Below are 19,664 nucleotides of genomic sequence, written 5' to 3'. Positions count from 1 at the left end.
CCGGCCTCAAGCATATTTCACGCCATTTCTGCAGAAGCTGACTCAGGACAGGGCGAAGCGCCTTTCCAGGCTGCTGTAGCCCAGGCCCACGCCCTTGCTCACCCTGAGTTGCACCGGAATGCGCTCCTTCAGCGCCTCGACGTGGCTGATCACCCCGATGGTCTTGCCGCTGGCGTTGAGGCTGTCCAGCGCATCCAGGGCGACCTCCAGGGTCTCGCCGTCGAGGGTGCCGAAGCCCTCGTCGAGAAACAGCGAGTCGATGCTGGTCTTGTGGCTGACCAGATCGGACAGCGCCAAAGCCAGCGCCAGGCTGACCAGGAAGCTCTCGCCGCCGGACAGGGTGCGGGTGTCGCGGGCCGCATCGCCCTGCCAGGTGTCCACGACCTCCAGCTCCAGCTCGCCGCCGAAGCGCCGCGCCAGCTGGTAGCGGCCGTGCAGGCGCACCAGCTGGCGGTTGGCCAGCCAGATCAGGTGGTCGAGGGTCAGGCCCTGGGCGAACTTGCGGTACTTGGCGCCGTCGGCCGCGCCGATCAGTCCGTTGAGGTGCTGCCAGAGGTCGTACTCGCCCTGACGCGCGGCGATCTCGGCGAACAGCGCCTGCTGGCTTTGCCGGCGCTGCTCGTCGGCGGACAGCGTGGCGCGGATTTCACCCTGGCGCTGGGCCAGGCCCCTGAGCTGCTCGGCCAGGGCCTGCAGCTGCCGCTCCAGCTCCTCGCCGCTGGCCGTGGTGCGGGGTTCGGCCAGTAGCTGGGCGAGCTGCTGCTCGGTGGCGGCGAGCAGCGCCAGGGCCTCGGTCCGCGCCTGCTCCAGACGCGCCCTGAGGTCCTGCAGAGCGGTGCGCTCTGAATCGTCGAGCAGCGCGGCCTGGAACGCCGCCTCGTCGGCGAAGGGGCTTTGCGCCAGCTGCGCCTGCCAGTCGCCGGTGCAGGCCTCGAGTTGCCGGCGCTGCTGCTGCAGCTGCTCCTCCAGCGACAGCAGACGCCCGTCCAGTTCGTTGACCCGGCGCCGGGCGGCGTCCGCCTCGGCTTCCGCGTTGCCGAGGGCGCCGTGGGCATCGGCGCTCTCCGCCAGGGCGGCCCGCCCGGGCTCGCCCAGGGCGCTCCAGCGTTGCTGCCAGAGCGCGGCCTGCTGCTCCGCGGCCTCGACGGCGGCGTTGTGCGCCAGCTGCTCGCGCTCCAGTTGCTGCAGGCGGCTCTGCCCCTGCTGCCAGGCCTGCCAGTCGGCCTGACGCTGTTCGAGCCAGGCCGCGCCATCAGTCGGCAGCGGATGGCCGAAGGGGGCAAGATCTTCGGCCAGGGCCTGCTCGCACTGCTGCAACTGCGCCTGGCGCTGCTGCAACTGATCGTCCAGCTCCTGCAGCTGGCCCTGGCCGCTGCGCAGGCGTTCTTCGAGCAGTTGCAGCTGCTGGCTGCCCTGCTCGCAGCCGCGCTCCGCCTGCAGGCGGAGGTTGCCGGCCTGCTCCACGGCCTGCTTGCTCCGCTCGAGTCGCCGCAGACGCAGTTCGAGGGCTTCCAGCTGCTCGCCCAGCTCGCCCCGGCGCATGGCCAGCGCCGCCTCGTCGGCCACCTCCGCGCCCAGCTCCCGGCACAGCTGCCGCCAGCGCTCGCGCTGCTGCAGCAGCTCGGCCTCGTCCTGTTCGCGGCGCTGCTGCAGGGCCTTGAGTTCGGCCTCGAGGACGGCCAGTGCATCCCTCGCCGCCTCCCCCTGCCCGCGCACCGCTTCCAGCTCCGCCTCGCCGGCCTGCAAGGCGCGCTCGCTGGCGGAAACGTCCAGCGCCTGATAGGTCTCGACGGCCGGATGCTCGTGGGAGCCGCACAGCGGGCAGGCTTCGCCAGGTTGCAGCTGACTGCGATAGGCCTCCAGCTTGAGGATGCGCTGCTCCTGCTCCAGCAGTTTCCTCCTGGCCGCGACCAGGGCCTGCAGGTCCTTGTAGCGCAGGCGCAGGAGTTCCCGCTGGGTCTGCTGCTCGCTCTGGCGCAGTTGTTTATCAGCCAGCTCGGCGGCTCTCCCGGCCAGGCGCGCCGCGCTGCGGCTGCGCTGCTCGGCGTTCTGCTCCAGTTGCTGCAGCAGGTTCTGCCGGGCATGCAGCTGCTGCCAGTGTTCGCGCAGCGCGCCTTCGGACTGCCCCTGCAGCAGCGCGGCCAGGGCGTCTTGGGCCTGCTGCTCGGCCGAGCGGGCAGCGGCCAGCTCGGCCTGCTGGCTCTGCAGGCGCGTCTGCACCTGCCGTTGCTGCTCGGCCTGCCCGGCGAGCGCGGCCCGCTCGCCCTGCTGCCTGCGCTGGAGCGCGGCGATTTCGCCTTGCCACTGCTGGCGACGCTCGAACTGCCCGCGCCAGGCGCCGAGGCGCTCGCCCAGCTCGGCATGCCGCGGCTGTTCGGCCAGCTGCTGCACCAGCTGCCGATGTTGCAGCTGCAACTGCCGGGCATGCCCCTGCGCCGCTTCGGCGATCTGCCGGGCGAGCTGGCTGGCCTGCCACAGGCGCAGGCCGACCGCGTCGGCCGCCTGCTGCCGGTCGATGCGGGTCTGCGCCAGGCTCCGCTCGCCCTGCTCCAGCTGCAACCGGGCCTGCTGCCTGGCCCGATGGGCCGGTTGCAGGCGGGCGGCCGGCTCGCTCGCCGCCAGCCGCGCCAGTTGCGGCGTGGCCTCGGCCAATGCCCGTTCGGCCTGCTGGCGCGACTGCGCCGCGCCCTGGCAGCGCTGCTCCGCCCTGCTCAGATCCTCGCGCCACTGGCGCTGGGCCTGCAGCTCGCCTTGCTGCGCCAGCAGCGGCGCCTCCTCGGCGGCCAGGCCGGCGGCCTGCTCCTCCAGGGCCTGGCGCTGCTCGTCACTCAAGAGCTCGACCCCGGAAGCCCTGGCCTGCAACTGCTCGAGGGCGCTCTTCACCTCGCGGCAGCGCTCGAACACCCGCCGGGAGATCTGCCCGTAGATCTCGGTGCCGGTGAGCTGCTCGAGCAGCTCGGCGCGGCTTTTCGCGTCGGCCTCGAGGAAGGCGGCGAAACCGCCCTGGGCGAGCAGCATGGAGCGGGTGAAGCGCGCGAAGTCCAGGCCGGTGAGCGCCTCGATCCGCGCGAGCTTGTCGCCGACCTTGTCGGCGAGGATGGTCCCGTCCGCCGCGGCCAGCTCGACCTTGGGCATCTGCAGCGCGCCGTCGGCCTTGTCGCGGGCGCGGCGCTGGCTCCAGAAGGCCCGGTAGCCCTGCCCCTTGACCTCGAACTCCACCTCGGCCAGGCACTCGGCGGTATGCCGGGTCATCAGCTCGTTGGACTCCTTGGACAGGCGGTCCATGCGCGGCGTGCGGTGGTAGAGGGCCAGGCAGATGGCGTCGAGCAGGGTGGTCTTGCCGGCGCCGGTCGGCCCGGTGATGGCGAACAGGCCGTTGTCGCAAAACGGCGCCTCGCGGAAATCGATCTTCCACTCGCCCTTGAGGGAGTTGAGGTTCTTCAGGCGCAGGCTGAGAATTTTCATGAGGGAGCTAGGGTCTGTTGACGTTTTGGCGTGAGCCGCGTTGCCGCAGAGGGGCGGCCATTCTGGCATTGTCGGGCGCCCCAACGAACTCATGTCCGAAAACGAAGTGCTGCTTCATTTCGTCAATTGGGTTGGACATCACCCTCGGAACCCGACGCCTACAACCGGGAGCTGCAGGTCGTAGGCGATCGAGGCAAGGCGTGTTGCGGCGACGGTCACGACGCCGGCGACAAACGCGCCCGCGGTCGGCACTTTCAATGCCCGGAGCACCAGGTAGAGCAGGATGCCTGCTATCGCTGCAGTTGCGTAGATGTCCTGACGCAGTATCAGCGGCACCTTGGCGCTGAGCACGTCGCGAACGACGCCTCCACCCGCGCCGGTCAATGTCCCCATGAGAATGGTGACCAGGGGATGGCAGCTCGCCCGTTCAGCGACCTGGGCCCCCGAGATCGCGAACAGGGCCAGGCCGAACGCATCGGCAACCACCAGGGCATCCCGCGGCACGGGAAGATACTGCACCCAGACCACGGTGAACGCCGTTGCCGCCAGGATGGCGAGCAGGGGGCCGGAATCCTTGACCCAGAAGACCGGATAGCGGCCGAGCAGGACGTCGCGGATCGTGCCACCGCCCACGGCGGTAATCGAGGCGAGGACGAGCACGCCAAACAGGTCGAGCCGGGCGAGCAGGCCGGCAAGGGCGCCGCTGGCGGCAAAGACGGCAACGCCTAGCAGATCGAGGACGTACAAGAGCATCGGTGGTGCCCTGTGTGATGCCTGATGTCAAAAAGTCCGAGGGCGTGCCACTGGCGGCACGTCCCTCGAAGCGTAGTGTTAGCCATATCCTGACCTGCCATTCAGCCCTGCTCGGCCCGCAGGCTTTCCAGCACGCCGCGATACAGCGTCTGCAAGCGCTCCACATCGCCCGGGTCCAGCGCCTCCTGCTGCAGGCGACGGGCGAACACCTCCTCGGCGGTAAGCTCATCCAGCGTCTCGCGGGCCTCGGCCAGCTGGCCGGCACTGGCGCTGCCGCGCTCTCGACGGACACGCAGCACCTCGACCGGCAGCCCTTCGCACAGGACGCTGACGCGCTTCTGCAGGTCGCTCAGGTAGTCATCCGTGCTCACCTGCACCTCCAGCCACACCGGGCGCTCGGCGCTGCCCTGCGCGGCCGCTTCGGCGATGGCGCCGGCCAGCTCGGCGAGGGAGCCGCGCAGCGTGACCAGCGGCTGGAAACAGGGCACCGGCAGCGGCGTCACCGCCTCGAGGCCGTCCTCGTGCAGGTCGACCAGCAGCACCTCCTTCTGCTGGCGCGCCTCGTCGAAGGACAGCGGGATCGGCGAGCCGCTGTAGCGGATATGCTCCAGCCCGCCGACCTTCTGCGGGCGGTGGATGTGGCCGAGGGCGATGTAGGCCGCCGGCGGGAAGGCGTCGGAGGGGAAGGCCTCGAGGCTGCCGACGTAGATCTCCCGCACCGACTCGCTGGCGCTGGCGCCGACGGTGGTCAGGTGCCCGCTGGCGACGATCGGCAGCCTGCCGCCCAGCTCCGCACGGCGCGCCTCGGCGAGGGCGAACAGCGCCCGGTAATGTTCGTGGATCGCCGCCTGCAGCGCCTGCTGCTTGTCCTCGGCGCTCTGCCCGGCCTCGCTCTTCAGCACGTCGCGCGGGCGGATGAAGGGGATGGCGCAGAGCAGCGCCCCCGGCGTGCCGTCGCGCCGCGGCAGCAGCAGGAGCTGCTCGGCCGGGTCCGCCGCCACCCCCGGGATCACCCAGGTGTCCAGGCAGGCCAGCAGGTCGCGCGACTCGCCGAGCGTGGCCACCGAATCGTGGTTGCCGCCGAGCACCACCAGCCGCGCGCCAGTCTCGCGCAGCGCGACGATGAAGCGGTTGTACTGCTCGCGAGCGTAGCTGGGCGGCGCGCCGCTATCGAACACGTCGCCGGCGACGATCAGCGCGTCGACCGCGTGCTCGCGCACCTGCTCGATGAGCCAGGCGCAGAAGACCTGGTGCTCGGCCTGGCGGGTCTTGCCCATGAAGTGCTGGCCGAGATGCCAGTCGGAAGTGTGCAGCAGGCGCATGGCGGTCCGTCGTCCGGGGAATGGGAAAGCCGCGAACCATGGCACTTCCCCGCCCCTGCTGGCAATCCTCCGGCGCCTTGGCTTGGAACCTGTTCAGGCGATGCTCTCGACGATCCCGCCCTCCACCCGCAGCGCCGCGCCGGTGGTGGCGCTGGCCTGCGGCGAGGCGGCGTAGACGCAGAGGTGGGCGACCTCCGCGGGCTCGGCGAAGCGCCGCAGCAGGCTCGACGGACGATGGCGCTGGATGAACAGCCGCTCCATTTCCTCGGGGGTGACGCCCTCCTGGCGGGCCATCTCGCCGATGAAGGCGATCACTCCCTCGGTGCGCGTCGGCCCCGGCAGGATGCTATTGACGGTCACCCCGCTGCCGGCCAGCACCTTGGCCAGGCCGCGCGAGACGCCCTGCAGCGCCGCCTTGCTGACCCCGTAGTGGACCATCTCGCTGGGGATGTTCAGCGCCGACTCACTGGAGATGAACTGGATGCGCCCCCAGCCGCGGGCCTGCATGCCCCTGGCGTAATGGCGCGACAGGCGGATGCCGCTCATCACGTTGACCTGGAAGATCTCCTCCCACTCCTCGTCGCCGATCTCGAAGAACTCCTTGGCGCCATAGATGCCGAGGTTGTTGACCAGGATGTCGGCTTCCGGCTCGGCGGCGATCAGCGCCTGGCAGCCGGCGGCCGTGCCCAGGTCGCAGGCCACGCCGCGGGCCGAGGCGCCGCCCTTCGTATCGCGCAGCTGCGCCAGCGCCGCGTCGACCCGGGACTGCTCGCGGCCGTTGACGATGACGGTGGCGCCGGCCTCGGCCAGCCCGCGGGCGATGGCCAGGCCGATGCCGCCAGTGGAGCCGGTGACGAGGGCAGTCTTGCCGGACAGGTCGATGATCATGGGCAATCTCCTTGTGTTGTGATTAGTCGAAACGAAAGGCGGACAGGGTGGTTTCCAGCACCCGGTCGGAGAACACCCGCCGGCCGCTTCCGTCGGCCGCCGCGCCGGCGACCACCATGAGCGGCAGCAGGTGCTCCTCGGCACGCGGCGGATGGCAGAGCCGCGCCGCCGGCGCCTCATCCCAGTGCGCCAGACGCGCCGCACGCTCTGCCGGCCCGGCCTCCATCGTGGCGGTCAGCCACTGGTCGAACTCATCGGACACCGGGCCGAAATGCGGGTCGCCGTAGCCGCGCATGTTGTGGAAGCTCATGCCGCTGCCGACGATCAGCACGCCCTCCCCCCGCAGCGGCGCCAGCGCACGGCCGGCGTCGAGGTGTGCCTGCGGGTCGAGGTCCCCGCGCAGCGACAGCTGCACCACCGGGATCTCGGCGGCGGGGAACATCAGCTTCAGCGGAATGAACATGCCGTGGTCGAAGCCGCGCTCCGCATCCTGCCGGCTGGGCAAACCCGCCGCACCGAGCAATCCGGCGACCCGCGTGGCCAGCACCGGATTGCCGGGCGCGGGATAGCGCAGCTCGTAGGTGTGCGGCGGAAAGCCGTAGTAGTCGTAAATCAGCCCCGGCTGGCGGGCGGCTGTGACGGCAAACTCCGCCTCCAGCCAGTGCGCCGAAACCATCAGGATCGCCCGCGGCGGCTGCGGCAGCGTGCCGACCACTCCCTTCAGGAAAGCGGCCATGGCGTTCCAGGCATCCGGCGGATTCCAGTCCATGAAGAAGCAGGGACCGGCGCCGTGGGGCACGAACAGGGTCGGCTGGATGGCTTCGCGGGCGGACATGGGCAGACTCCTCGGCGGCAGATGGCAAGGAGTATGGACCTACGCCTGGCAACGGATAATCTGCCAATCCGCAGCAGCAGTTCTCACCAAAAGTAGGAAATCATCATGCTCGACCGCATCACCGGCATGCGTGTCTTCGTCCGCGCCGCCAGCGCCGGCAGCCTGTCCGCCGCCGCCCGCCAGCTGGAGATGTCGCCGGCCATGGCGACCAAGCATGTGGACGCCCTGGAGCGGCGCCTCGGCCTCAAGCTGTTCCAGCGCAGCACCCGGCGCCTGGTCCTCACCGACGCCGGCAGCCAGTACCTGGAGACCTGCCAGCGCCTCCTCGGCGAACTCGACGAGGCCGAGGCGGCTCTGCTCTCGCAGCGGGTCGAGGCCAGCGGCCTGCTGCGCATGAACGTGCCGCTGAGCTTCGGCAACCGCTTCATCGCCCCGCTGCTGCCGGCCTTCGCCTGCCGCCATCCGGCGGTGCGCATCGAGCTGGGCCTGACCGACAGCCAGGTCGATCTCATCGAGGGCCGCTGGGACCTGGCGGTGCGCATCGGCCGGCTCGCCGACAGTCCGCTGCAGGCGCGCCGCCTCGGCGACTGCCCGATGCTGGTCTGCGCCGCGCCGGACTATCTCGACCGGCGCGGGGTGCCGCGGCGGATCGCCGAGCTGGGCCAGCACAACTGCCTGGGCTACACCCTGTCGTCCTGGGGCGGGCGCCGGGAGTGGGCCTTCGGCCGCGACGGCAGCGTGCGCGTGGCGGTTTCCGGCGACCTGGCGGCGAACAACGGCGAGGCCCTGCTGGCCGCCGCGCTCGGCGGCCAGGGGCTGATCTACCAGCCGCTGTTCATCGTCGCCGACGCCCTCGAGCGCGGTGCGCTGGTACCCCTGGAGTTCGACCACCCGCCGCATCCCCTGGGCGGCATCCACGCCCTCTACCCGCCCGAACGCCGTCCGCCGGCCAAGGTCCGGGCGATGCTCGACTACCTGGTCGAGGCCTTCGCCGCCCGCCCGGCGTGGGTGCGCTGACCGGCGGGGCGGAACGCGCGTCCTGATGCCTTGCGCATCGCGCCACTACAAGGGTTAGATGCCCCTTTGCACAACGACAACCCGATGCGAAGAGGCCCTTGCCCATGAATCGAACCAGCCATATCGACCTGCTGATCTGCGACTGCGACGGCGTACTGATCGACAGCGAGATCATCACCGGCCGCGTGATCCGCGAGGCGCTCGCCGCGCTGGTGCCGGAACACGAGCTGGACGCGCAGCTCCACGGCTCCTTCGGCCTGCAGAGCCGCGAAATCATCGCCCGTGCCGCCATGCATTTCGGCCTCGACCTGCCGGAGGACTTCCATCCCAACGTGCGCCGCCGCGCCGAGGAAATCATCCGCGCCGAAGTGCAGGCGATCGCCGGCGTGCGCGAGGCGCTCCACGCCATCGACCTGCCCCTGGCGATCGCCTCCAACAGCCAGCACGAGGCAGTGCGCCATGCGCTCGAGCGCACCGGGCTGACCGGGCGGGTCGACGTGGGCGTGTTCAGCGCCGACCTGGTCAAGCACCCCAAGCCGGCACCGGACGTCTACCTGCTGGCGGCCAGCACGGCCGGCGTGGACCCGCAGCGTTGCCTGGTCGTCGAAGACAGCGCTACCGGAGCGACCGCCGCCCTGACTGCCGGCATGCAGGTGATCGGCTTCCTCGGCGCCAGCCACATCCCCCCCGAGCAGGGCGAGGTTCTACGCGGACTGGGCGTCGAGCACCTGCTGCACGACATGCGCGAGTTGCCGGCGCTGGTGGATAGATTGCGCTACCTCAGAACTGCCGAAACCTCTGCCTGAACATTCGCCCATTACCCCGGGCACCAGTTCCATCTCCCTCCATCCGCCGAGCCCCTTGCGACCGCCTGCTACAGTTAAGGAACATCCCGCAATGGAGAGCGACCGATGCTCACGATCAGTACCACTCTTATCCTTGCGCTGTTGGGCTGCGCCCTGATTGGCCGGAGGCTGTATTTGAATCGAGGGATGCGAGCGAGGGCGTCACATCAATTCGACGGTACGCGGAACGATCCATGGGACCGGCAAGAGATCGTTGCGCAGGAACAGGCCTGGCAGCATCTGCAGCAGCTGGCGGACCGCAAGAAAAGACGATAGGAAGCAGGCAAAAAGCGAAAAGCCCGCAGGACGCGGGCTTTTCAGGCTGTGTGAAGCACGATCCGCGCGAATGCGCAGAGCTACGAGACATACCGCCGAACCACCCGCCGCCAGTCCCTCCAGAAATCCCCACGGCGCTTTTGCCGGGGCCTCGCCCCACACCCGCGCCACTCCCCGGTAAACTTCCGCGTCCCTCTTTCCACTGTCCGAGACCACCGTGCCGATACGCCACTGCATCGTCCACCTGATCGACAAGAAACCCGACGGCAGCCCCGCCGTGCTGCATGCCCGCGATTCGGCGCTGGCCGAGTCGCAGGCCCTGGAGAACCTGCTCGCCGACCTCAACGACAGCTACAACGCCAAGCAGGGCAAGGCCTGGGGGCTGTTTCAGGAAGAGTCCGGCGCCTATCCCTTCAGCGGCTGGCTGAGCGGCTACCTGGAGGGCAACCGGGACTTCGTCGCCTTCAGCCGCCAGGCCGTCGAGCACCTGAAGGCGCTGATGGAGGAGTCCAACCTGTCCACCGGCGGCCATGTGCTGTTCGCCCACTACCAGCAGGGCATGACCGACTACCTGGCCATCGCCCTGCTCCACCACAGCGAGGGGGTGACCGTCACCGACAGCCTCGACGTCGCGCCGGCCAAGCACCTGGACCTCGCCCAGCTGCACCTGGCCGCGCGGATCAATATCTCCGAGTGGCAGAACAACCAGCAGTCGAAGCAGTACATCTCCTTCATCAAGGGCAAGAACGGCAAGAAGGTCTCGGACTACTTCCGCGACTTCATCGGCTGCCGGGAAGGCGTCGACGCGCCCGGCGAGACGCGCACCCTGCTCAAGGCCTTCAGCGACTTCGTCGAGAGCGAGGAGCTGGCCGAGGAAGAGGCCCGCGAGAAGACCAGCGCACTGGTCGACTACGCCAGCACCCAGGCCCGCCTCGGCGCGCCGATCGCCCTGGAGGAGCTGTCCGGGCTGATCGACGAGGAGCGCCCGCGGGCCTTCTTCGAGCACATCCGCAACAAGGACTACGGCCTGTCGCCGGAGATCCCGCCGGACAAGCGCACGCTCAGCCAGTTCCGCCGCTTCACCGGGCGCGCCGAGGGCCTGTCGATCAGCTTCGAGGCGCACCTGCTCGGCTCGCGGGTCGAGTACGACGAGGCGCACGACACCTTGACCATCCGCCAGCTGCCGAGCCAGTTGAAGGACCAGCTCAAGCGCCGCAAGGACCAGTAACCCGCTGCCCGCGCGGGCTCAGCGGCCGGTGACGCGAAACCCCAGGCGCGGCAGGTGCACGTGCAGCAGCCCGGCGCGCGGGTCCTCGCGGCGCAGGATCAGCTCCTCGAGCCCGGCATGCAGCAGCTCGCCCTCCACCGGGTCGACGCCGTAGTCGGTGGCGGCGACGGCCACCTGTTGGCCGACGCGCCAGCCGTTGCCCTCGAGGCCGGGCTCGGCCGGCAGCGGCGCCGGAGTCGCCGTGCGGGCGATCTCGATGGCCTCGGCAGCGGACAGCTCGCTGTACGAGCCATGACCGAAGCCCAGCACCCGGTCGAGCCAGGCGGCCACCGCCGGCCAGGCGTCGACCAACCCGGCGGTGAGCGGCATGGCGCGCAGCAGCCAGAGCGAATGGGCCACGGCGAAGTCGGCCAGCGAGGGTTCGCCGAACAGGTAGTCGCCGTCCGCGTGCGACAGTTGCTGCTCCAGCCGCGCCATCAGGGTCGGCCACTGCTGGCGGGCCTGCTCCAGCGGCAGGCGATCGAAGGTGCCGCCGCTGAACAGCGCGGCGCGATCCGCGACGAAGGCCTTGAGTTCGCCCGGCGGCGACTGGGCAAAGCGCTGGGCGACCGCCTCGGCCTGGAAGGCCAGGCTCGCCGCGTGCAGGAACAGTTGGCCGTCAGCCCAGGCGGCGAGGCTGGCGACGTTGAACGCCTGCCCTTCCGGAAGCAGCGGCGGCGAGGCCTTCTCCGCCTCCAGGCGATGGGCGATCAGCGCGCTGTCGCAGTAGATGTCGGCGCCGATCTGCAGCACCGGAGTGCGCCGGTAGCCGCCGGTCAGAGCCAGCAGATCGGGCTTGGGCATCACCCGTGGAATGATCACCGAACGCCAGGACAGCTGCTTGAAGCCGAGGATCAGGCGCACCTTCTCGGCGAACGGCGAACTCGGGTAATGGTGCAGGACGGGCTCGTGCATCGCGGCTTTCTCCAGGGGGGATCGGGTAGCTACAGGCAGTCGCCGGCGCCGGCGGCCACCAGGGCTTCCTTGGCCGGCTTGGCCAGGCGCTTGATCGCCCGCTCGCGGCGCAGGGCGGCACCCTTGTCGGCGCAGGCCTCGACATAGGCCAGCTCGCGGGCCGGGCTGGTATGGAAGAAGCGCGCGCCGCGGCCACGCTGGTGCATGGCGAAGCGCCGCTGCGGATCGTCGCTGACGCCGCAGTAGAGCGCGCCGTTGGCGGCACGTACCAGGTAGACGAACCAGGGTCGGGACAGTTCCGCGCTCATGCCCAGACCCTCGCACGCAGCCGTTCGCAGTAGGCCAGCAGCGGCGGGAACTCGCGCGCCAGACGGTTCAGCGGGGTATCCAGGAGACACAGCAGCAGGTTGGCGAGAATGCCGTAGGCCGCCGCGTCGGCGCTGCACGGCCGCTCGCCGCCGAAGAACGGCGCCGCGCCGAGCAGGTCGGCCAGCGCCTGCAGATCCTCGCGGGCGAAGCTCAGCAGCTCGTCGGGACTGTGCCGCCCCAGGCCCTGGGCCCACAGCGCCTGGCGCATCCGCCGCTGTACCAGGGACGGCAGCAGCAGGCGCAGCGGCGCCGGCAGGCCGCCGAAGAAGCTGCTGCGGACCTGCCGCCAGCCTTCGCCGTCGAGCCAGCGGAAATACAGCAGCAGCAGGGCCAGGTGCTCGTCGCACAGCCGCGTGATGACCAGCGCCCGGCCCCGATCGGCGGCGTCCAGATGGGCGTCGAGGTTCAGCGGAAAGCGCTCGGCGAGACGCCGCTGGATGATCGCCGAGTCGGCGATGGCCTCGCTGTCCAGCTCGATGTAGGGCAACTTGCCCTTCGGCGCCCGGCGTGGGTTGCCGACGCTGCGCACCTGGTAGTCGAGGCCGGCCAGACGCAGGAAGGTCTCCAGCTTGAGGCAGTAGGGACTGGGGTTGGGCACGCCGAAGGCGGCGGGAAACTGGTAGAGGACGATCATCGCGGCCGGCCGGTGAAAGGGTCTGGGGCGAGGGTAGGCGATTATCCGGCCGATCTCCAATCGCCGGCGGCAAAGCGCGGAGCCGCGCGGCAAACTTGTGTACCCTTGGCGCCAGAGCACAGCCCGGAGCCCACCATGACCCTACCCCTGATCCTCGAACCGCCGGTCGCCGCCGATGCCTGCGTCATCTGGCTGCACGGCCTCGGCGCCGACCGCCACGACTTCGAGCCGGTCGCCCGCCTCCTGCAGCGCCGCCTGAGCAGCGTGCGCTTCGTCCTGCCGCAGGCGCCGAGCCGGCCGGTGACCATCAATGGCGGCTGGAGCATGCCCAGCTGGTACGACATCCTCGCCATGAGCCCGAGCTCCCGGGCCATCGACGAGGACCAGCTGGAGGAATCGTCGCGCCATGTCATCGAGCTGATCGAGGCGCAGCGCGTCGCCGGCATCGACCCGGCGCGGATCGTCCTCGCCGGCTTCTCGCAGGGCGGTGCGGTGGTCCTGCATACCGCCTTCCTGCGCTGGAAAGGCCCGCTGGCCGGCGTGCTGGCGCTCTCCACCTATGCGCCGACCTTCACCCGGCTCGAACTCGACGCGGAGCAGGCCCGCTTGCCGGTGCTGCACCTGCACGGCCGCCACGACGAGGTGGTGCCGCCGGCCCTCGGCCGCGCCGCCCATGACGCCCTCGCCGCCCGCGGCGTGCCGGTGGAGTGGCAGGAGTATCCGATGGGCCACGAGGTGATCGCCGACGAGATCCACGACATCGGCCTCTGGCTCGCCGAGCGCCTGGCCCGCTGAGCCCCTGTTCCGCACGGACGCCCCCATGAAGCGCACACTGTCGATCGCCCTGCCGCTGCTCGTCCTGCTCGGACTGGGCGGCTTCTTCCTCGTGCCGGTCGTGGCCGACTGGCGCCTGAATGCCGTGGCCAAGGCGCCGCCCTACCCGGTCGGCGCGGCGGCGCGCCAGTTGCACGAGCGCCTGTTCGTCGCCGACCTGCACAACGACGCGCTGCTGTGGAACCGCGACCTGCTCGAACGCGCGCACTACGGCCACAGCGACCTGCCGCGCCTGCTCGAGGGCAATGTCGCGCTCACGGTGTTCGCCGCCGTGACCAAGAGCCCGCACGGGCTGAACCAGGAGCGCAACGCCGCCGACAGCGACGACATCACCCTGCTGGCCGTCGCCCAGCGCTGGCCGCCGGCGACCTGGAGCAGCCTGTTCGAGCGCGCCCTGTACCAGGCCGGACGCCTGCGCGAAACGGCCGCCGCCAGCGACGGGCGCCTGGTGCCGATCCGCAGCCGGGCCGAACTGCAGGCCTTTCTCGAGCAGCGCGCAAACGACCGCGGCCGGGTCGCCGCCGTGCTCGCCGCCGAGGGCCTGCATCCGCTGGAAGGCCGCCTGGAGAACCTCGATCATCTCTTTGACGCGGGCTTTCGCATCGCCGGGATCACCCACTACTTCGACAACGAGGTGGGCGGCTCGGCCCACGGCCTGGAAAAGGGCGGCCTCAGCCCCTTCGGTCGTCAGGTGATCGCGCGCCTGGAGGACAAGCGCATGCTGATCGACCTGGCCCACGCCTCGCCCGCGGTGATCGACGAGGTGCTGGCCATGGCCCGGCGTCCCGTGCTGGTCTCCCACAGCGGCGTGCAGGGCACCTGCCCGGGCACCCGCAACCTGTCCGACGAGCAGTTGCGGCGCGTCGCCGCCAACGGCGGACTGGTCGGCATCGGCTTCTGGGACATCGCCGTCTGCGACACCTCGGTGGCAGCCATCGTCAGGGCGATCCGCCATGCCACCGATCTGATCGGCGTCGAACACGTGGCGCTGGGTTCGGACTTCAACGGCACGGTGCGCACCGCCTTCGACGCCAGCGGCCTGCCGCTACTGACCGAGGGCCTGCTCGCCGCCGGCTTCGACGAGGCCGAGATCGCCGCGATCATGGGCGGCAACGTACGCCGCCTGCTGCTGGCCAGCCTGCCCTAACCGACGACCGCTGCACCTCGCGGTCGGCAACCCTTCGCCGGACCGGCGTCTTGCTTTACACTGGTGGCAATACATTCCTCCTTTATCGACGAGATAATCGTGCTCAAGGCACTCAAGAAACTTCTAGGCATGGGCGAACAGACGCAACCGTCTGTCGTCGCCGACACGCCAGCTTCAGCCCCCGCCACCCGCTCCGCCGCACCCGCCACCCCACCCAAGCCGCCCCGGCAGAAAGCCAAGCCCCCCCGCACCGAAACCAAGCCCGCCGGCAAAAAGACCTCTTCCGACAAGCCCGCCGGCGAGCGCAAGGCGGCCGCCAAGCCCCGGGTCGAGCGGCCGCGCCGCGAGCCGCCGCCGAGCAAGCCGGCGGCGGAATGGCGGCTGGAGGACTTCGTCGTCGAGCCCGTGCCGGGCAAGACCCGCTTCCACGACTTCGCCCTCGACCCGCGGCTGATGCACGCCATCCACGACGTCGGCTTCCCCTACTGCACGCCGATCCAGGCCCAGGTGCTCGGCTACACCCTCAAGGGCCAGGACGCCATCGGCCGCGCCCAGACCGGCACCGGCAAGACCGCCGCCTTCCTCGTCTCGATCATCAGCCAGTTGCTGCAGACCCCGCCGCCCAAGGAGCGCTACATGGGCGAGCCGCGCGCGCTGATCATCGCGCCGACCCGCGAGCTGGTGGTGCAGATCGCCAAGGACGCCCTGGCGCTGACCCGCTACACCGGCCTCAACGTGATGAGCTTCGTCGGCGGCATGGACTTCGACAAGCAGCTCAAGCAGCTGGAGGAGAAGTTCTGCGACATCCTGGTGGCCACCCCCGGCCGCCTGCTGGACTTCAACCAGCGCGGCGAGGTGCACCTGGACATGGTCGAGGTGATGGTGCTGGACGAAGCCGACCGCATGCTCGACATGGGCTTCATCCCGCAGGTGCGACAGATCATCCGCCAGACCCCGTACAAGGGCGAACGGCAGACCCTGCTATTCTCGGCGACCTTCACCGAGGACGTGATGAATCTGGCCAAGCAGTGGACGGTCGATCCGGCCATCGTCGAGATCGAGCCGGAGCAGGTCGCCAGCGACACCGTCGAGCAGCACGTCTACGCGGTGGCCGGCAGCGACAAGTACAGGCTGCTGTACAACCTAGTGAGCCAGAACAACTGGGAACGGGTGATGGTGTTCGCCAACCGCAAGGACGAGGTGCGGCGCATCGAGGAACGCCTGACCAAGGACGGCATCAGCGCCGCGCAGATGTCCGGCGACGTGCCGCAGCACAAGCGCATCAAGGTCCTCGAGGGCTTTCGCGAGGGCAAGATCCGCGTGCTGGTGGCCACCGACGTGGCCGGCCGCGGCATCCACGTCGAGGCTGTCAGCCACGTGATCAACTACACCCTGCCGGAAGATCCGGACGACTACGTGCACCGCATCGGCCGCACCGGCCGGGCCGGCTCGAGCGGCACCTCGATCAGCTTCGCCGGCGAGGACGACGCCTTCGCCCTGCCGCCGATCGAGGCGCTGATCGGTCGCAAGATCCAGTGCGAGATGCCGCCGGCCGAACTGCTCCAGCCGGTGCCGCGCCACTCCTGAAGCCTGGCCAAACCCGTAGGGTGGACAACGCCGCAGGCTTGTCCACCGTGGTGGATGGCTCCGGCCATCCACCCTACCAGTCCGGGCGACCCCGTAGGGGGGTGTAACCCGCCAGCGGAGGCCGGGCCACGCCGCCGCCCGACGGGTTATCCCCTCCCGCAGGCACCAGCAAAAAGCCCCGGCCATTCGGCGCGGGGCTTTTTGCTGTACGGCGTATCGCGACGGTTACGCCAGCTTCTTGTAGCGCACCCGGTGCGGCTGGGCGGCGGCGTCGCCGAGGCGCTTCTTGCGGTCGGCCTCGTACTCGGTGTAGTTGCCCTCGAAGAACACCACGCTGGAGTCGTCCTCGTAGGAGAGGATGTGGGTGGCGATGCGGTCGAGGAACCAGCGGTCGTGGGAGATCACGATGGCCGAGCCGGGGAAGTCCAGCAGCGCCTCTTCCAGGGCGCGCAGGGTTTCCACGTCGAGGTCGTTGGACGGTTCGTCGAGCAGCAGCACGTTGCCGCCCTGCTTCAGGGTCAGCGCCAGGTGCAGGCGCCCGCGCTCACCGCCGGAGAGGTCCTTGACGAACTTCTGCTGGTCGGCGCCCTTGAAGTTGAAGCGGCCCACGTAGCTGCGCGAGGGTACCTCGTAGTTGCCGATGCGGATCGAGTCGAATCCGTCGGAGACCTGCTCCCAGACGGTCTTGCTGCCGTCCAGGCTGTCGCGGCTCTGGTCGACGCTGGCGACCTGCACGCTGTCGCCGAGGTCGATGGTACCGGCGTCCGGGGTTTCCCGGCCGAGGATCATGCGGAACAGGGTCGACTTGCCCGCGCCGTTGCCGCCGATCACCCCGACGATGGCGCCCTTGGGCAGGGCGAAGGACAGGTCGTCGATCAGCACGCGGTCGCCGTAGCCCTTGCGCACATGGCTGAACTCGATGACCTTGTCGCCCAGACGGGGACCGGCCGGGATGTAGATCTCGTTGGTCTCGCTGCGCTTCTGGAATTCCTGGGACTGCATCTCCTCGAAACGCTGCAGGCGCGCCTTGGACTTGGCCTGACGGGCCTTGGCACCCTGGCGCACCCATTCCAGCTCGGCCTTCATGGCCTTGGCGTGGGCAGCCTCGGCCTTGGCTTCCTGGGTCAGGCGGGCGGCCTTGGATTCCAGCCACTGCGAGTAGTTGCCCTCGAAGGGGATGCCGTGGCCGCGGTCCAGTTCGAGGATCCAGCCGGCGACGTTGTCGAGGAAGTAGCGGTCGTGAGTGATCGCCACCACGGTGCCGGGGAAGTCGTGGAGGAAATGCTCCAGCCAGGCCACGGAGTCGGCGTCCAGGTGGTTGGTCGGCTCGTCCAGGAGCAGCATGTCGGGGGCCGACAGCAGCAGGCGGCACAGCGCCACGCGGCGCTTCTCGCCGCCGGAGAGGTGCTCGATCTTCGCCTCCCACGGCGGCAGGCGCAGGGCGTCGGCGGCGACTTCCAGCTGGCGCTCGAGGTTGTGGCCGTCGGACGCCTGGAGAATGGCCTCCAGCTTAGCCTGCTCGGCGGCCAGCGCGTCGAAGTCGGCGTCCGGTTCGGCGTAGGCGGCGTAGACCTCGTCGAGGCGGGCCTGGGCCTGCTTGATCTCGCCCACCGCCTCCTCGACGATGTCGCGTACGGTCTTCTCCGGATCGAGCTGCGGCTCCTGCGGCAGGTAGCCGACCTTGATGCCGGGCATCGGCCGGGCCTCGCCGTCGAACTCGGTGTCGACCCCGGCCATGATCCGCAGCAGGGTCGACTTGCCCGCGCCGTTGAGGCCGAGCACGCCGATCTTGGCGCCGGGGAAGAACGACAGGGAGATGTCCTTGAGGATTTCACGCTTCGGGGGCACGACCTTGCTGACCCGATGCATGGTGTAGACGTATTGAGCCATGGATGACCTTGGTTTCGACCAGGAAATGGAAACGGGAAGGCGGGGGCGCGGCCGAACGGCGCTCCGCGACAGCTCCGGCGACACCGGCTGCCCGGCCCCCGCGCGTGGCGGCAAAGCTACCCGAAATGCGCTGGGCAAGCCAGACGAGGGGCGCCCCGGGCGGCGAGCGGCTTTACTGGAAGAGAGATGACGCGACCCGCCGGATGAGCCCGGCTCTTCCACAGTTGATCGCGTTTCATGTGCCGGCCTGCTGCGGATAGGGTAGAATTCGCGCCCTCTTTGAATCTACCGCCCAGCCGAACCCAGGGGATTGCCATGTTCAGCCGTGATTTGACCCTCGCCCGCTACGACGCCGAACTGTTCGCCGCCATGGAGCAAGAAGCCCAGCGTCAGGAAGATCACATCGAGCTGATCGCCTCCGAGAACTACACCAGCCCCGCCGTGATGGAGGCCCAGGGTTCGGTGCTCACCAACAAGTACGCCGAAGGCTACCCGGGCAAGCGCTACTACGGCGGCTGCGAATACGTCGACATCGTCGAGCAGCTGGCCATCGACCGCGCCAAGCAGCTGTTCGGCGCCGACTACGCCAACGTCCAGCCGCATGCCGGATCGCAGGCCAACGCCGCGGTCTACCTGGCCCTGCTGAATGCCGGCGACACCCTCCTCGGCATGAGCCTGGCCCACGGCGGCCATCTGACCCACGGCGCCAGCGTGTCCTCCTCCGGCAAGCTGTACCACGCCGTGCAGTACGGCATCGACGGCAACGGCCTGATCGACTACGACGAAGTTGAGCGCCTGGCCGTCGAGCACAAGCCGAAGATGATCGTCGCCGGCTTCTCCGCCTACTCCCAGGTGCTGGACTTCCCGCGCTTCCGCGCCATCGCCGACAAGGTCGGTGCCTACCTGTTCGTCGACATGGCCCACGTCGCCGGCCTGGTCGCCGCCGGCGTGTACCCCAACCCGGTGCCCTTCGCCGACGTGGTCACCACCACCACCCACAAGACCCTGCGCGGCCCGCGCGGCGGCCTGATCCTCGCCCGCAGGAACGAGGAGATCGAGAAGAAGCTCAACTCCGCGGTCTTCCCGGGCGCCCAGGGCGGCCCGCTGGAGCACGTGATCGCCGCCAAGGCGGTGTGCTTCAAGGAAGCCCTGCAGCCGGAATTCAAGGAATACCAGCAGCAGGTGGTGAAGAACGCCCAGGCCATGGCCCAGGTGTTCATCGAGCGCGGCTTCGACGTGGTGTCCGGCGGCACCCAGAACCACCTGTTCCTGCTGTCGCTGATCAAGCAGGACATCACCGGCAAGGACGCCGACGCCGCCCTCGGCCGCGCCTTCATCACCGTGAACAAGAACAGCGTGCCGAACGACCCGCGCTCGCCCTTCGTCACCTCCGGCCTGCGCATCGGCACCCCGGCGGTGACCACCCGCGGCTTCAAGGAAGCCGAATGCCGCGAGCTGGCCGGCTGGATCTGCGACATCCTTGCCGACCTTAACAACGCCGCGGTGATCGACGCCGTGCGCGAGAAGGTCAAGGCCGTTTGCACCCGCCTGCCGGTGTACGGCAAGTAAGCCCCGCCCGTCAGGAAAAGCCCGGCCCAGCGCCGGGCTTTTTCGTTGCGG

General features: G+C 69.6%; 17 protein-coding genes. 7 read left to right on the top strand and 10 right to left on the bottom strand.

What is annotated here, in order from left to right:
• Positions 1-42: 42 nt before the first annotated feature.
• The 5 genes from EV691_RS04525 to EV691_RS04505 all read right to left on the bottom strand — a co-directional run bounded on the left by EV691_RS04525 (position 43) and on the right by EV691_RS04505 (position 7,263).
• A complete protein-coding gene (locus EV691_RS04525) occupies positions 43-3,465 on the bottom strand; it encodes an AAA family ATPase (protein ID WP_131300023.1) in 3,423 nt (1,140 codons plus the stop codon).
• Positions 3,466-3,603: 138 nt separating this feature from the next.
• Positions 3,604-4,218 (bottom strand): trimeric intracellular cation channel family protein, encoded by a 615-nt coding sequence (locus EV691_RS04520; protein WP_131300018.1) that lies wholly within the window; start codon positions 4,216-4,218, stop codon positions 3,604-3,606.
• A gap of 101 nt (positions 4,219-4,319) precedes the next feature.
• Positions 4,320-5,540 (bottom strand): exonuclease subunit SbcD, encoded by a 1,221-nt coding sequence (gene sbcD, locus EV691_RS04515; RefSeq protein WP_131300014.1) that lies wholly within the window; start codon positions 5,538-5,540, stop codon positions 4,320-4,322.
• A gap of 93 nt (positions 5,541-5,633) precedes the next feature.
• Positions 5,634-6,428 carry an SDR family NAD(P)-dependent oxidoreductase gene (locus EV691_RS04510; protein ID WP_131253323.1) on the bottom strand — a complete coding sequence of 265 codons (795 nt, stop codon included), beginning with the start codon at positions 6,426-6,428 and terminating at the stop codon, positions 5,634-5,636.
• A 22-nt stretch (positions 6,429-6,450) separates the two neighbouring features.
• Positions 6,451-7,263, bottom strand: a complete 813-nt coding sequence (locus tag EV691_RS04505; protein WP_131300009.1) for a DODA-type extradiol aromatic ring-opening family dioxygenase — start codon at positions 7,261-7,263, stop codon at positions 6,451-6,453.
• A 105-nt stretch (positions 7,264-7,368) separates the two neighbouring features.
• Between EV691_RS04505 and EV691_RS04500 the strand changes: the two genes are divergently transcribed.
• The gene (locus tag EV691_RS04500; protein WP_131300006.1) at positions 7,369-8,280 is read left to right on the top strand and encodes a LysR family transcriptional regulator; all 912 of its coding nucleotides are present in this window, start codon (positions 7,369-7,371) and stop codon (positions 8,278-8,280) included.
• A gap of 104 nt (positions 8,281-8,384) precedes the next feature.
• Positions 8,385-9,086 (top strand): HAD family hydrolase, encoded by a 702-nt coding sequence (locus EV691_RS04495; RefSeq protein WP_039805713.1) that lies wholly within the window; start codon positions 8,385-8,387, stop codon positions 9,084-9,086.
• A 201-nt stretch (positions 9,087-9,287) separates the two neighbouring features.
• On the opposite strand, the gene EV691_RS04490 is transcribed toward EV691_RS04495, so the two are convergent.
• Positions 9,288-9,638: a hypothetical protein gene (locus EV691_RS04490; RefSeq protein ID WP_131300002.1), complete on the bottom strand. Its 351-nt coding sequence runs from the start codon at positions 9,636-9,638 to the stop codon at positions 9,288-9,290.
• On the opposite strand from EV691_RS04490, the gene yejK reads away from it, so the two are divergent.
• Positions 9,619-10,629: a nucleoid-associated protein YejK gene (yejK, locus tag EV691_RS04485; RefSeq protein WP_131299997.1), complete on the top strand. Its 1,011-nt coding sequence runs from the start codon at positions 9,619-9,621 to the stop codon at positions 10,627-10,629. The genes EV691_RS04490 and yejK overlap by 20 nt on opposite strands.
• Positions 10,630-10,647: 18 nt before the next feature.
• Here yejK and EV691_RS04480 read toward each other — a convergent pair whose 3' ends face one another.
• From EV691_RS04480 to EV691_RS04470, 3 genes are read right to left on the bottom strand one after another with little or no spacing between them, the layout of a single operon-like run.
• Entirely contained in the window at positions 10,648-11,583 is a 936-nt protein-coding gene (locus EV691_RS04480; protein ID WP_131299993.1) for a glutathione S-transferase family protein, read from the bottom strand.
• Between the two features lie 29 nt (positions 11,584-11,612).
• Positions 11,613-11,891 carry a GIY-YIG nuclease family protein gene (locus EV691_RS04475; protein ID WP_131299990.1) on the bottom strand — a complete coding sequence of 93 codons (279 nt, stop codon included), beginning with the start codon at positions 11,889-11,891 and terminating at the stop codon, positions 11,613-11,615.
• Complete coding sequence (locus EV691_RS04470; RefSeq protein WP_131299986.1) at positions 11,888-12,586, bottom strand: glutathione S-transferase family protein; 699 nt, start codon at positions 12,584-12,586, stop codon at positions 11,888-11,890. The genes EV691_RS04475 and EV691_RS04470 overlap by 4 nt, the downstream gene beginning before the upstream one ends.
• A gap of 135 nt (positions 12,587-12,721) precedes the next feature.
• Between EV691_RS04470 and EV691_RS04465 the strand changes: the two genes are divergently transcribed.
• From EV691_RS04465 to rhlB, 3 genes are all read left to right on the top strand, one after another.
• Entirely contained in the window at positions 12,722-13,381 is a 660-nt protein-coding gene (locus tag EV691_RS04465; RefSeq protein ID WP_089167327.1) for an alpha/beta hydrolase, read from the top strand.
• Positions 13,382-13,406: 25 nt separating this feature from the next.
• The gene (locus EV691_RS04460) at positions 13,407-14,567 is read left to right on the top strand and encodes a dipeptidase (protein ID WP_131299983.1); all 1,161 of its coding nucleotides are present in this window, start codon (positions 13,407-13,409) and stop codon (positions 14,565-14,567) included.
• Positions 14,568-14,666: 99 nt separating this feature from the next.
• On the top strand, positions 14,667-16,154 hold the full coding sequence (rhlB, locus tag EV691_RS04455; protein ID WP_207390237.1) for an ATP-dependent RNA helicase RhlB: 1,488 nt from the start codon (positions 14,667-14,669) through the stop codon (positions 16,152-16,154).
• Positions 16,155-16,379: 225 nt separating this feature from the next.
• Here rhlB and ettA read toward each other — a convergent pair whose 3' ends face one another.
• Positions 16,380-18,044 (bottom strand): energy-dependent translational throttle protein EttA, encoded by a 1,665-nt coding sequence (gene ettA / locus EV691_RS04450; protein WP_131299977.1) that lies wholly within the window; start codon positions 18,042-18,044, stop codon positions 16,380-16,382.
• 315 nt (positions 18,045-18,359) lie between these two features.
• Between ettA and glyA the strand changes: the two genes are divergently transcribed.
• Positions 18,360-19,613 carry a serine hydroxymethyltransferase gene (gene glyA, locus EV691_RS04445; RefSeq protein WP_131299974.1) on the top strand — a complete coding sequence of 418 codons (1,254 nt, stop codon included), beginning with the start codon at positions 18,360-18,362 and terminating at the stop codon, positions 19,611-19,613.
• Positions 19,614-19,664 lie beyond the last annotated feature (51 nt).

The sequence above is a fragment of the Azotobacter chroococcum genome (assembly GCF_004339665.1).
Classification (GTDB): domain Bacteria; phylum Pseudomonadota; class Gammaproteobacteria; order Pseudomonadales; family Pseudomonadaceae; genus Azotobacter; species Azotobacter chroococcum.
The sequence above is the reverse complement of the archived record's forward strand: the minus strand, read 5'-3'. Positions and strand labels throughout refer to the sequence as shown.